Origin of the sequence: Pseudoalteromonas sp. SR43-5, from assembly GCF_014163835.1 — a bacterium.
Lineage (GTDB): Bacteria > Pseudomonadota > Gammaproteobacteria > Enterobacterales > Alteromonadaceae > Pseudoalteromonas > Pseudoalteromonas distincta.
Window position 1 is genome coordinate 64,559 of the sequence record NZ_JACJEA010000015.1, and the last position, 13,070, is coordinate 77,628.

At 35.6% G+C, this 13,070-nt stretch carries 11 protein-coding genes; 7 read left to right on the forward strand and 4 right to left on the reverse strand.

Annotation, left to right across the window (positions count from 1 at the left end; genetic code table 11):
• Positions 1-127: 127 nt before the first annotated feature.
• From H5090_RS10630 to H5090_RS10660, 7 genes are all read left to right on the forward strand, one after another.
• The gene (locus tag H5090_RS10630; RefSeq protein WP_182695669.1) at positions 128-2,182 is read left to right on the forward strand and encodes a hypothetical protein; all 2,055 of its coding nucleotides are present in this window, start codon (positions 128-130) and stop codon (positions 2,180-2,182) included.
• 19 nt (positions 2,183-2,201) lie between these two features.
• Positions 2,202-2,621 carry a hypothetical protein gene (locus H5090_RS10635; RefSeq protein WP_182695670.1) on the forward strand — a complete coding sequence of 140 codons (420 nt, stop codon included), beginning with the start codon at positions 2,202-2,204 and terminating at the stop codon, positions 2,619-2,621.
• Positions 2,618-3,055: a hypothetical protein gene (locus H5090_RS10640; RefSeq protein WP_170173886.1), complete on the forward strand. Its 438-nt coding sequence runs from the start codon at positions 2,618-2,620 to the stop codon at positions 3,053-3,055. The genes H5090_RS10635 and H5090_RS10640 overlap by 4 nt, the downstream gene beginning before the upstream one ends.
• An 80-nt stretch (positions 3,056-3,135) precedes the next feature.
• Positions 3,136-4,299 (forward strand): hypothetical protein, encoded by a 1,164-nt coding sequence (locus H5090_RS10645; RefSeq protein ID WP_182695671.1) that lies wholly within the window; start codon positions 3,136-3,138, stop codon positions 4,297-4,299.
• An 88-nt stretch (positions 4,300-4,387) separates the two neighbouring features.
• Entirely contained in the window at positions 4,388-5,182 is a 795-nt protein-coding gene (locus H5090_RS10650) for a hypothetical protein (protein ID WP_182695672.1), read from the forward strand.
• Positions 5,179-5,391 (forward strand): hypothetical protein, encoded by a 213-nt coding sequence (locus H5090_RS10655; protein WP_010552728.1) that lies wholly within the window; start codon positions 5,179-5,181, stop codon positions 5,389-5,391. The genes H5090_RS10650 and H5090_RS10655 overlap by 4 nt, the downstream gene beginning before the upstream one ends.
• A gap of 183 nt (positions 5,392-5,574) precedes the next feature.
• Positions 5,575-8,634, forward strand: coding sequence for an ATP-binding protein (locus H5090_RS10660; protein WP_259395085.1), 3,060 nt, complete (start codon positions 5,575-5,577; stop codon positions 8,632-8,634).
• Between the two features lie 19 nt (positions 8,635-8,653).
• On the opposite strand, the gene H5090_RS10665 is transcribed toward H5090_RS10660, so the two are convergent.
• From H5090_RS10665 to H5090_RS10680, 4 genes are all read right to left on the reverse strand, one after another.
• Positions 8,654-9,499, reverse strand: a complete 846-nt coding sequence (locus H5090_RS10665) for a UDP-2,3-diacylglucosamine diphosphatase (protein WP_024596856.1) — start codon at positions 9,497-9,499, stop codon at positions 8,654-8,656.
• Positions 9,500-9,715: 216 nt separating this feature from the next.
• Positions 9,716-11,440 carry a proline--tRNA ligase gene (locus tag H5090_RS10670; RefSeq protein WP_182695673.1) on the reverse strand — a complete coding sequence of 575 codons (1,725 nt, stop codon included), beginning with the start codon at positions 11,438-11,440 and terminating at the stop codon, positions 9,716-9,718.
• Between the two features lie 89 nt (positions 11,441-11,529).
• Entirely contained in the window at positions 11,530-12,234 is a 705-nt protein-coding gene (gene tsaA / locus H5090_RS10675; RefSeq protein WP_002961223.1) for a tRNA (N6-threonylcarbamoyladenosine(37)-N6)-methyltransferase TrmO, read from the reverse strand.
• Positions 12,235-12,447: 213 nt separating this feature from the next.
• Positions 12,448-13,017, reverse strand: coding sequence for an outer membrane beta-barrel protein (locus tag H5090_RS10680; protein ID WP_002961225.1), 570 nt, complete (start codon positions 13,015-13,017; stop codon positions 12,448-12,450).
• Positions 13,018-13,070 lie beyond the last annotated feature (53 nt).

Genomic DNA, 13,070 nt, shown 5'->3' on the forward strand with positions numbered 1-13,070 from the left:
TATAAAAAGCACCGCTGTAGTGGTGCTTTTTTGTTTTTGAAGCCAATTTTTAAAGTGGTTTGTATTCGGTGATTAAATAGTTTAAATTTATTGGCTGAACTATGGATTATAAAACAAGGATGGATTCTTGAAAACACCACTATTTTGCCTCTCGCTATTGAGTGTTAGCTGTGCTTTTAGCTCGCTAACCTACACAACACCATTACAAGCAAAAACCATTCAACCAACTTCTCAGTTAGGAACTTGGCAAAACAAAGATGAAGACGGTGATGGCGTGCTTGATGAGCAGGATGACTATCCGTTTGATGCCGATAAAACCACAATGTCGGTTGTTCAAGAACAAGAGTTTAATAACAACGTTGGCCAAGCAAACCCAGTTGGGAATATACCTTTTAAAGCTGCGGGGGTTATTGCTAAAAATGTAGATATAGATGATTTTAAATTTAATATCCCCAGCTCAATGCTATTTGAAGACTTATCAGTGACGTTTATACTTTTTAAAGATGATTCACGTTTTACACCGTCTTTAACGATTATTAACAATAATGGTGATGTTATTTCTTCTATACCAACAAACATTGAGCTCGTTGGTAAAGTCGGTCAGGTTATTACTTTTTCACCTAAGCAAGCGGGTGAATATAATTTAAGTATTACTGATAGAAATAACTTAGGTGCAGGTAGCTTTACATATACGGTACATGCGTTTATTGATATAGATAAAGACGCAGTTCCTACAAACAAAGAGCTTGCTTTGGGAATGAATCACCTAGGTCAACATACCGATGATGACAAAATACCCGATGGAAATGAGTACCATATTTATACAGCTAACTTTAGCTTTAGTCATGACGTCGACAATGATGGTACTCCAAACTGGCTTGATTTAGACAGCGATAATGATGGCATTACTGATTATATAGAATCAACCTATGATTTAGATGATGATAAAAAACCAGCATTTATAGACTTAGATAGTGACAATAATGCTGTTCTAGATTCAGATGAATTAAACTTAGTTGAGTTTATCCGTTACGATCTCGATGGTGATGGCATACCTAACTTTTTAGATACTGACGACGATGGTGACTTTTTGTTTGATGAAAATGACTCTCAGCCACAAGAAAAACTAATTGGTATAAATAACTTATATCCATCAAATACCCCAGTCATTAGCTCTGCAACATACTCTCATAGTGACGAGGCAGTATTTATTAACAAAGTTAGGCCGTTTTTCCCTACTAATTTAAATGCAGAAAATCTAAAAGGTGATGCGGCACATTTGGTAATATTAAAAGGGGATGACAAACAGCCTATCGTTAATTTACCAGTCACGATTACATCAAAAAATAAAATTGAATTTGTTATACCTAATTATCCAAAGGTTGCTCTTGGTGGTGAACCAATTACATTTTTTCTAGCTATAGATGGCTATAAAACCAACAGTATTGATGCCACATTACTGCATTCAAAAACACCAGTTATTACAGGCATTCCGACTAGAAATGTAGTTGAAGGCGATAAAGTATTAATAACTGGTGCAAATTTAGAAAGTGGTACTGCATTAGTTTTTGCAGATGGCCCAACAATACAGTTGGATTATATAGATGATACTAATGCTAGTTTTATTGTGCCTAGTGATGTTGGTACAGGCTGGTTTAGCTTACAAAATGTATATGGTGAAAGTAACTACTCAAGTATCAAAAAAGAACACGTTATATCGCTAAAGGTTGTAATGCCTGATTACTTACATATTAAGGGGCCTTTTTATATAGATAATTTAGACGAAGAGTTTAATGTTATTAATGCTTTTAATAACAAACAGGTAAAAATAAGCTCAACCACTGATTATATTTCTCTTTATTACAAAAACGGCATTCGATTATTCCAAAGTTACATAGCCGATGATAGCCAAATAGAGCTAAGTGTTGATAGTACGCTTAAATCTTTTGTTTTACGTGCTTTTGCATATCAAAACAAAGTTGAGAATGTCCAACAGTTAAAAAATAAAATAAGTGATTTAGTATCATACAAAGAGTTTAAATACTGGTACGAAGAAAATTTGCGGAAAGAGTCGATTGACGCATTTTTAAAAGATGACTCTTATAGCATTATTGGTAAAGCCACAGCAGTGGCAGATGATTTATATAAAAAGCTAAAAAGTGAACGTAAAAATAATAATTAAGAGTGAATAAGGGAACGTTATGTTAAAAAAAACCATGTGTGTATTGCTTGGTTCATTAGTTTTGCAAGGGTGTGTAGACTCATATTCTGTTAATGATGTTATTGAAGGTTCTGTCGAACTAAATCCCGATATTGGACTGTTAAATTATAAAGTCAGTGTTGAAGGTCTAGAGCGTGGTTGTTATATATACCTCTCTAAACCAGGTAACGACTTTTGGCATGTAGAAGATCAACAAAAAATGTTACAGGGAGTTTCTTGTTTTAATAATAAGCGAAAGTTATTTGCTCAAGCACCTGACGTTAGTAGTTTTACTTGGACAGAGGCTGATGGTGGATTTAATTTTACTATGGATGCCACAGCAATCAGTGTAGATGAGGAAAAGCTTAATGTTTACACAACGTCCCCCTTATTTGTTCCGTTCACAAAGGATTTAAAATGAAATCACAATTAATAGCCTTTTCTAGCATTATGTTTTTAAGCACATCAGCTTTTGCAGATGAATCAAATGTGAATTTTCCTGCTAAGGATAATCAAGATCCATTATTTATAAAAAAATGCGAAGAGTTTAGAAAAGCAAAAGCTGATAAAGACATTGATACCTTGATGTCTTTTGTACCAAAGCATTTCAAAGATACTGAGGACGAAAAAAAACGCGCTATCGCATACTTGAGTAAAAAGGCAGAAAAGTTTCAAAAGTATGTAACAAGCCCTGAATTCGAGGTTTTATCTCAAAAATTATCAACTGAATCGAAATCTAATTATGCACAGGTTGATATAAGAGCCCAGTATGGTGAAAAAAAATTCGTGTCTGACGGCTGTGTATTTGAACTTACCAAAGAAGATGGTTGGATAATCATTATTGCGTCTAGTTAATTAGCTTTTGACTACTTTAAGTATTTATATGTTATTAGAGTATGTAACTAAGCATACTCTTTTTGTTTAAAGAGGGAATTTTGGCTAATTCAATTATATTAAAATCACTATTAGAAACGATTAAATGGCTATTCATTTGGCTAACTGTAGCAGGCCTTGTACTAGGTGTTTTAAGCCAAGGCTTTATTTTTGATACAACCGATGGGCTTGATGTTTTATTAATTATTGTGCTTTTGATGTTTCAACACCGGTTAAAGTTTGATGAACACAATAATCAAATAGATATAAAGTTGGGGGCTTATTTTTTTAAGAAAGAAATCTTCACGTATAGTCACCACTCCATTGATACAAACAGTATAAACACAATATCGTTTAGAGCAGATAAAGCTGTAAATATCATAGATATCAATTACACCTCAGCACAAGGCAAATTGAGCACTTATACGTTTAGGTGTTTCAAGCAAGACAAACAAGCGCAGCTATTAGTGAATAAGCTTTCAACCGTTGAGCGCGTTTATACTGCTAAACGTGAAGAGGCCGAGGCTGAAAAAACAAACTCAGCAACAGTAAACAAATTTTCAAAAATATTCCCACAAAATACTATTTTAGGTAATGCTGAGGCTAAAAATAATATTCCTATACTTAGATGCGCGCTACCACTCCCTGATAGTAAGAAAAACTTAGTTCATTTCATTGTTGTGTGTTTTGCTTTGCTTTCGCTATTTATTGCGTTCTCATCACAAAACTGGAAACCTTCTTTTGCATTTTTAGTAATAACTTATGCAAGTTATTACTTCGCTAGGGTTATTGTTTGTAATAAATACTATTTTATAAAAATAGCGCCCTTAAGCTCCATTATCATAAACGATGATGAGCTTTATTTACCTGCATTATTATTTACCGATCAAAAACCGCGTACATTAACTAAGCAGGATATTATTAGCATTGAGGCTAAGTGGAATTACGATTACGACTCAGTTGAAGGAGCAATTGGAAGAACAACTAAAAGGTCGCATTTAATCTCACTAGTATTTAATACAACAAAGGGGCAGAGTATCCCACTGTCTCATTGGAGTGTTGATAGTAAAACACTTGTGTTTTCATTATTAAAATATAAATATCCAGTATCGTTAGACAGAACAAGCCAAATGGTTTACCCATTTAAACTTCACGTAGGGCTATTCGTTTTTTTGTTTATACTCATTATACTTGTTATGAGCCTGCCAAAAATTATATCTACTTAATGATAGGTACTTTTGTATAGGCGCTGATTACAGTTCAATGCAGCGTGGTCACGCCGTTTTTAGGTTGCTAACTTTTAAGGATAAAGTTTTGAAAAATATATTTAAATTTATAGTCGTTCTTACCGCAAGTTTGTGTGGTTATGCACACGCACAAAATAACCTAACACTTAATTATCAAGTCACTAAAGAGTTAAATCATTTTGCATACATTAAAATAAAAGTCACCGATAAATACCTCCGTACAGACTATGTTTTGCCAAATAAAACCTTTACAGAAATGACTATTAAAGATGATGGTCAATATATTTTAGATCATCAAAAAAATATCGCATACAGATTAGATTATGCTTTAAATAAAGAAAATAGTGATAAAGCTTTTACTGATATGATGAAACACGCGCCAGGGTTTACTAAAGAACAAATTTATGAAATGAGCTTAGATCCTAAAAACGACCCTAATAATTATATCGCTTACGAAAATGAAGGAGAAAACATATTTATAGGGTATTTTGATGATGAAAAAGTCCAAACAGTAAAAACGAGCTCATTCCCAAACCAATTTCTATCATCTGCTGAATATACTTGGCTTTTAAAACGAGCACGAGAAGATACTTATTTTGGAAAAACGTTTGTTGGTTTTTTAGATGTGCCTTTAATAGATTTTATGCGTAAATTTAAGTACGAAACAAATCAAATACCGACAGAAATATCATTGCATAATGAAGGCAAAGCTGTTTTTTTAAAGACTGTTAGTAACAGTGAAATAGATGAAAGCGAAGTTGAAATAGAGCCTCAGTTTATGATTAAAGACATAACTAATGAATCGGTTCAATTTTTGAAGAATTTAGAGAGTATTGCTAGGGAACAAGGAGTAATAGAATGAAAAAAACCACAAAAAAACTTATTAGATTAATGGCTGCGTCACTTATTGGTTTAATGCTTTTGAGTTATGGGCTCTTAGCAATGACTCTTGATACTGAGTCTAATCCAATAATCAACTATATCTGTATAGGAGGAGGGTTTATTTTCTGCATGGTTATAGTCATATTTGTTGTGAAAGAAGGTCTGAACAATCAGAGCATTCCTAAATAGTCCTTTAGGTCCAACGTTTGTTAATTTGAATTAACCTTTTGCAAATGCAGCTTTTTAGGTAGTACATTAGTACTTAATTATGTAAAAACATTAGAATTAATAAGGATAACTGATTAGTTAGATGGTCCAATTATTCCTATAATGCTCTATACTAATAACAATAAAAATTTATGGTGAAGGTAAATGTTAAAAAGAAATATTTTGTTGAATGTAACAAAAAATAATAAATTAATGCTCGTTGCAACAACAATATTTGTTCTTATAGCTTTGCCTTCTCTATACATGTTCGATCAAAAAGTAAGAAGTGATGTTTATAATTCAGCTCAAATAGAATTAAAGCGTGAACTTGAAACAAAGAGCTATTCATTAAAAAAACATCTTAAAGACAGTGTTACCGCCATTCGTTTTTTAGATGCTACACCACCAATACAAGGCATTACCCGCGCTAAAGAAAATAAACTAATTGATCCTGTTCTTGGTACGCCAATAGATGTTTGGCAAGAGCGCTTAGCAAGTATTTTTACTGGTTTTATGCAGACCGATGACAGTATTTTGCAAGCTCGCTATATTATGCTCGAAGATGGTGGGCAAGAGATTGTTAGAGTTGACCGAAATCAACTTGGAGAGATTAATCGACTGCAAGGTCTGCAATTACAAAAAAAAGGTCAACGCGATTACATAATCAAAGCAAGCATGCTTGATAAGAAAAGTGTCTATATTTCTCCAATTAACTACAACCGTGAAAATGGACAGATACAAGAACCTTATATAAGCACTTTTCGTGTTGCTAAGCCTGTTTTTGATGAAAATAATAAAATATTTGCAATATTAGTTACTAATTACTTTGCGGATAAATTACTTGAAGATTTAACAGTTGAATCTCCACAAGGGACGCAGATTTACCTTATGAATAATGAAGGTGAATTTTTATATCATCCAAACCCTCAACTTCGATTCCGTTTTGAATTTAATAAAACTAAAACATGGTCTGAAGAATTCTCTACTGCAACCACCATGACAGAGCAAGGCACTTTACCAATAAGTAATTATCCAGTGGCTTACACTTTAAAAAAACGAATTTCGATTGAGGGTGATATAGCCATGCTACCTTTAGAGCTTGGTGTAAGTGTTGATACAAAAACATTGTTTGCAAAGGTGAATGAGAGACGTCAAAACTTTATTGCAATGTTAGTGGTATTTTTTAGCATATTTTTAGTTATTGCTTTTTTATACCAACGTTTTATAAACCGTAAGCTGTTAATTAATTCTCTAAAAGAGCAAAACAATAAAGTAATAGAAAATTCTTTGGATGCTATTTTTACAATTGAGCAAAACGGCGAAATTGTTCACTTTAATAATACCGCTAAAGAGGTTTTTGGTAGTTCAATTACAGGCACTAATCCTGATTTTGTCTCGCTGTTTAATTTAAACAACGCAGACACTAATTGTATTCAAGAGACTATTACAAACGGTTCAAAAATGCCGTTTGAAGCTATCTACACAGATGGTTATGGCAACAAACAATACTTTTCTATCACGCTTAGTAGTATTTTTGACGTATATACTAACCGTTATCAGGTAGCGGCTATTTTAAGAAATATTAGCTCATTAAAAAATACGCAATCAGAGCTCGAAGCGTTAAACAGTACTCTGGAGCTAAAGGTTTCACAAAGGACCATTGAACTAGAACGTGCAATTGACCAAGCATTAGCAGCAAGCCATGCAAAAAGTGACTTTGTAGCAAATATCTCTCACGAAATACGCACACCGATGAATGGCGTTTTGGGTATGCTTGAAATGCTCAAAGAAGATGGCTTAACCGAACAACAATACCATTATTTAAAACTAGCAAATAGCAGTGCTAACTCACTGATGAACTTGATTAACGATATTCTCGATTTTTCGAAAATAGAAGCGGGTAAGCTTGATATTGATAATCATACATTTGATGTTGTGACAGTATGTAGCGATATGATTAGCTCTTTAGCGTTACAGGGCCAGCGCAAAGGTCTTGAAGTATTTTTAGATACTAAAGATGTAGTAGACAGAATGGTTATTGGCGACAGCCATCGCCTTAAACAAATTTTAATTAACTTAGTTAATAATGCATTTAAATTTACCCACCGAGGTGAAGTAAGTTTAACTGTCGGTTCTAAGTACATAACTGACTCAAAATTATTAATGAGCTTTACAATAAAAGATACCGGAATTGGTATAGCGCCTGAAAACATAGACAAACTATTTGAAGTATTTACACAAGAAGATTCAAGTACAACCCGTCATTTTGGTGGTACAGGCTTAGGCTTATCTATATGTAAAAAACTTGCTCAGTTAATGGGTGGTAATATTACGGTTATAAGTAAAAAGGGCGCGGGTAGTACCTTTACCGCAACGGTTGAGCTACACGTTGCACAAGAGAAAAAATTAAACACAGGTATAGAGCTTGCTACAAGTATCAACGTAGCTGCATTAATAGCGCGCGATAACGTTTATAAAAACGTATGCGACTTATTGTTATTAACCTGCAAAGTAAAAGCAGAAAACATTGTACGACTTGACTACTTTAGTGAGCACAAAGAGTTTGAAGCTGACTTATTATTGATTGACGATGAGCATCCTCAAATTGATGCCCTTATTGATTATTGTAAACAGTTTAATAAAAAGTATGTCTTAATTTTACGCGACATGGTGACCGATAAACCGACTAAAATGATATTACCTGAGGGTAGCCACATTCTAAATAAACCACTCACTCAAGATCAATTTAGCTATAAGTTAGCCAGCTTATTTGGTGCTAGTAGTGACTGTATTATAGCGCCACCTAAAGGCTTGGAAGAGGAACAAGTAGAGCCTGACCTATCTGCGTATCATGTATTATTAGTTGACGATAATATGATAAACATTGAAGTAGCTAAGGCAATATTAAAACGTACTAAAGTAAAAATCACTTGTGCGTCAGACGGTATAGAAGCCTTAGAAGCACTGAGAGAAAACGAAGAGCAAGCTTTTGATGTTATATTAATGGATTGCCAAATGCCTAATTTAAATGGCTACGATACCACAAGTGAAATTAGAAATAGTAAGGCAGGGGTAGATTATACTCACATACCGATTATCGCTATGACAGCGAGTGCGATGGAAGGTGATAGAGAGCGTTGTTTAGCTGCTGGAATGAACGACTACATTACTAAACCAATTAAACCACAAACTTTAAAAGACAAGCTAATTACTTGGTTAAGTTAATCGTTTTGAAAATCAGCTGCTAAGCAGCTGATTTTTTTGGTTTGGTATTTGTTGACGTATTTAAAGGCGTGTTAAGAATAGCTATGTCTGCGCTATCGAGTATAAATTGTGTATCTGACCAATGTAGTAATTCTATCTTTCCATCTTGCTGCTCTACAAGCGCAGTACAGCTCTCAATCCAATCACCATCGTTACAGTACATAATACCGTCATCCACTTTAATTTTGGGATGGTGAATGTGTCCACAAATAATACCGTCTACGTTTTGTTTTTTAGCTTCATGAACTGCGGCATCTTCAAAGGCACTAATCGCTTCTCGAGCTTTGTGTACCCGAGCTTTTATCCACGATGCAAGCGAGTAGTAGTTACCACCAAATATTTTACGTATACGATTGGTCCAGCGATTTAAAAATAATAAAAAGTCGTATCCTGCATCCCCCGCAATACTAACAAGTTTGTTATAACGAGTCGCTGAATCAAAGTCGTCGCCGTGTATAAGTAAAAACCGTTTATTAGCTTTAGTGGTGTGAATAAACTGCTGGTGGATTTCAACACCAAATAATGTTTGATTTATATAGTTTCTAAACGCTTCATCATGATTACCGGGAATATAAATGACACGTGTACCGCTAGCTGCTTTTGTTTGTATGCAGTTTAATACTTCATAATGAGAAGGGTGCCAATAAAACTGTCGCTTCATTGACCATAAGTCAATAATATCACCCACTAAATAAAGTGTGTCAGATTCTACCGAGTTTAAAAAATCAAGTAAGTAATCAGCTTTACAATCTTTGTAACCTAAATGAACATCAGATATCCAAATGGCTGGATAATGTTGTTTTTTACGCAGTTGATTGTTTGTCATGCCCGTCATCCATAGTGTAATAATTAAACACTGTAGATAAATCTAATGACACTTATAAGACACTTTAGCGAAGCCTCCATGACAATTTATACCAAGGCCGTAATTAAATGATTTCTACAAAGCTAGGAAAGGTGAGTCATTGAGCAGCTATTATTACGCATAAAAAAGGCCGCATTTTATATGCGGCCTTTTAGTCTATTTTGAGCGTACGTGTTATTAACCTTTAACAGCCGCTTTAATTGCATCAATTGCTGTATCAATATCAATCATTAGCTTTTCACCGGTGCGGCGGTTTTTAAGCTCAACTTTATTCTCGTCAAGGTTACGCTCACCAATTACAAGCGTGTAAGGTACACCAATTAGCTCCATGTCATTAAACATAACACCAGGGCGTTCTTTACGGTCATCAAATAACACATCAAGACCTGCATCTTTTAAACCCTGGTAAAGGTTATTTGCAATATCAGGAATACGATGTGATTTGTGCATGTTCATTGGAACAATCGCTAAATCGAATGGCGCGATTGATTGTGGCCAAATGATCCCGTATTGATCGTTGTTTTGCTCAATAGCAGCAGCAACAATACGTGAAACACCAATACCGTAACAACCCATGGTCATGGTTTGGTTTTTACCACCTTCGTTTAATACTCCCGCTTTCATTGCTTCTGAGTATTTAGTGCCAAGTTGGAATATATGACCTACTTCAATACCGCGTTTTATTTGTAAAACGCCTTGGCCACATGGACTCATATCGCCTTCAACAATATTACGAATATCAGCAACTTCGTAATCAGTTACGTCACGATCCCAGTTAATACCACTGTAATGCTCGTCGTCTTTATTAGCACCGGCAACAAAATCAGCAAGGATATTAGCGGCTCTATCAACAATAATAGGCATAGATAAGCCCACAGGGCCTAATGAGCCAGGTTTTGCACCAATAGCAGCAACAATATCTGCCTCTGTTGCCATTTCAAGCGGAGAGTCTACTAATGGGTGCTTTTCAGCTTTTAATTCATTTAAATCATGATCGCCACGAAGTACAAGCGCCACTAAACCACGTGCATCGTTTTCATCAGGTGCACCGTAAACAATTAAGGTTTTAACACCACGATGAGGTTTTACACCGTAATGCTTTTTAAGCTCATTAATTGTTTTAGCGTCAGGAGTAGGGAATGCTTTTAACTCTTTACTTGCTTCTGGGCGTGGTTCGTTTGGCGCTAGTGCTTCTGCTTTTTCAATATTAGCTGCGTAATCACTGCCATCACTAAATGCAATGGCATCTTCGCCCGACTCAGCAAGTACATGAAACTCGTGCGATAGGCTACCACCAATAGACCCAGTATCAGCAAGTACAGGGCGGTAATCAAGGCCTAAACGCTCAAAAATGTTACAGTATGCTTTATGCATTGCTTGATAAGTCGCATCTAAACATTCTTCACTTAAGTGAAAAGAGTAGGCATCTTTCATTGTAAATTCACGAGCTCGCATCACACCAAAGCGAGGGCGGCGTTCGTCGCGTACTTTAGTTTGTACTTGATATAAAGTAACTGGTAACTGCTTGTAGCTGCTTATTTCTTTACGTACGAAATCAGTTATTACTTCTTCGTGTGTTGGACCAAGTGCAAACGTACGGTTATGACGGTCTGTGAAGCGCATAAGCTCAGGACCAAATTCATTCCAACGGCCAGACTCTTCCCACAAATCAGCGGGTTGAATTACAGGCATTAGCATTTCAATAGCACCTGCTTTGTCCATCTCTTCGCGTACAATGTTTTCTACTTTACGTAGCACACGTAAACCAGAGGGTAACCAAGTGTATAAACCCGAAGCGACGCGACGGATCATACCGGCTCTAAGCATTAACTGATGCGATACGATTTCAGCATCTGATGGCGTTTCTTTAAGTGTTGCGAGTATATATTGGCTTGTACGCATGTTTTTTCCGAAATAGAGTAATTATGTTCTTTTAATAGAGCTTAAGTTTAACAGCGGATGCTTTTACACTAAAGCGCTAAGTGAGTTATTTAGTTTTTTTCTATGTTTGTTACTACGTTATGCTCGCCATTGACTTGCCAGCGAATATTATAATTGTACAAAGTCATACCATAGCTTTGCTCGCCGTCTTTTTGTTTTTTATAGGCAGGGCGGGGATCTTGTTTTAAAACATTAGCTATAAAATCATGTAAATCTGGGTATTGTGTTTGCGCATTAACAAACTCAATTGCCTGAGGGCTAAATTCAACCGTCATTTGTGTTTCTGGGCGTGTATCTGCAAAGCCAGCACTGGCGTCAAGCATTGCATCTGAATAGGGTAAGTACGGTTTAATATCGATAATGGGTGTGCCATCAAGTAAATCAATGCCAGCGAGTAATAAACTAAGTTGTCCGTTTTTATATTCAATACCTTCAAGTTTTACTGCGCTCATACCAATCGCGTTTGGTCTAAATGTAGCCCGGGTAGCAAATACACCTTTTCGCTCATTCCCACCTAAACGAGGTGGGCGAACCATAGCAGAATAACCTTTATCGGCCGTTTCATGAAAACGAAATAACAACCAAATATGAGTAAATTCATCTAAACCACGTACAAACTCTTCGCGATTAAAATCAGGTGCAAAAATAAGTTTTGCCTTGGCTTGTGGCACTAAACGAGGCTGCCTAGGTATAGCAAACTTTTGTTTATAAGGAGATTCAATGTGGCCAATAGCCGAAATGGTATAATCGCTCATAGTACTCGGGTACAAATAAAATAGAGCGCTATTCTACCTGCATTTAGTATTTATGGCATTAGTGTAAGTAAGTTTATTGCTTATAGACCAAGCGGTTTAAAATCACTTATTAGACTGAGTGGTTTATATTTTGTATTAATATATTTAAAAAGGACCTAAAACAAAAAAGGGCAAGCTCATAAGCTTACCCCTCTGATACATGTTAAAGATTAATTAAAACATGTATTGAACTGATACAGACGCTACATCCATGTCTGGATCAATATCGTCATCAAGTTTGTAGCGTTCGTACTCTAAACGAAACTGTACATTTGTTGTAAGTGCGTATTCAATACCCGCACCGTAAAATGCATCACCACCATCTGTAGACGCTGTTACGCCACCTACTGGTAAATCTTGTGTGTAATCTGCATCCCACTCAAGCCAACCGCCTTTTGCATATACAGAAAAGCTCTCTGTTATTGGGTAGCCCAAACGTGCGGCAAGCGATACGCCATCAATTTCAGCTTTGCTGTCTATATCACTTACTTCATCAAAGTTTTGATAAGCAAGTTCTAAGCTTAGGTATTCGTTAAACTGAGTACCAATATAGCCTTTAAGCATTTGTGCATCGTCGTCAAAGTCAGTGTCGTTGTCACTGTCTTCAAATTCAAAAGAATATTGACCGTAACCGATACCAGTATAAATACGTGGAGAATCGAAATCAGAAATGTCAGCGTGTGCTGCAGAGTTAAAACCCAGTGTTGCTAGTGCAATAGCTGAAAGAGAAAGTGTTTTAATCATTGAATAGCTCCTTTACAAAAAATAATCAAATGCTTGATTTCATTAATCAAACT

Bases quoted from the DNA above. Each gene is read 5' to 3' on its own strand.
- H5090_RS10665 (WP_024596856.1), bottom strand. From the start codon at position 9,499: ATGACAAACAATCAACTGCGTAAAAAACAACATTATCCAGCCATTTGG.
- tsaA (WP_002961223.1), bottom strand. From the start codon at position 12,234: ATGAGCGATTATACCATTTCGGCTATTGGCCACATTGAATCTCCTTAT.
- H5090_RS10640 (WP_170173886.1), top strand. From the start codon at position 2,618: ATGAAATCACAATTAATAGCCTTTTCTAGCATTATGTTTTTAAGCACA.
- H5090_RS10635 (WP_182695670.1), top strand. From the start codon at position 2,202: ATGTTAAAAAAAACCATGTGTGTATTGCTTGGTTCATTAGTTTTGCAA.
- H5090_RS10670 (WP_182695673.1), bottom strand. From the start codon at position 11,440: ATGCGTACAAGCCAATATATACTCGCAACACTTAAAGAAACGCCATCA.
- H5090_RS10660 (WP_259395085.1), top strand. From the start codon at position 5,575: ATGTTAAAAAGAAATATTTTGTTGAATGTAACAAAAAATAATAAATTA.
- H5090_RS10680 (WP_002961225.1), bottom strand. From the start codon at position 13,017: ATGATTAAAACACTTTCTCTTTCAGCTATTGCACTAGCAACACTGGGT.
- H5090_RS10655 (WP_010552728.1), top strand. From the start codon at position 5,179: ATGAAAAAAACCACAAAAAAACTTATTAGATTAATGGCTGCGTCACTT.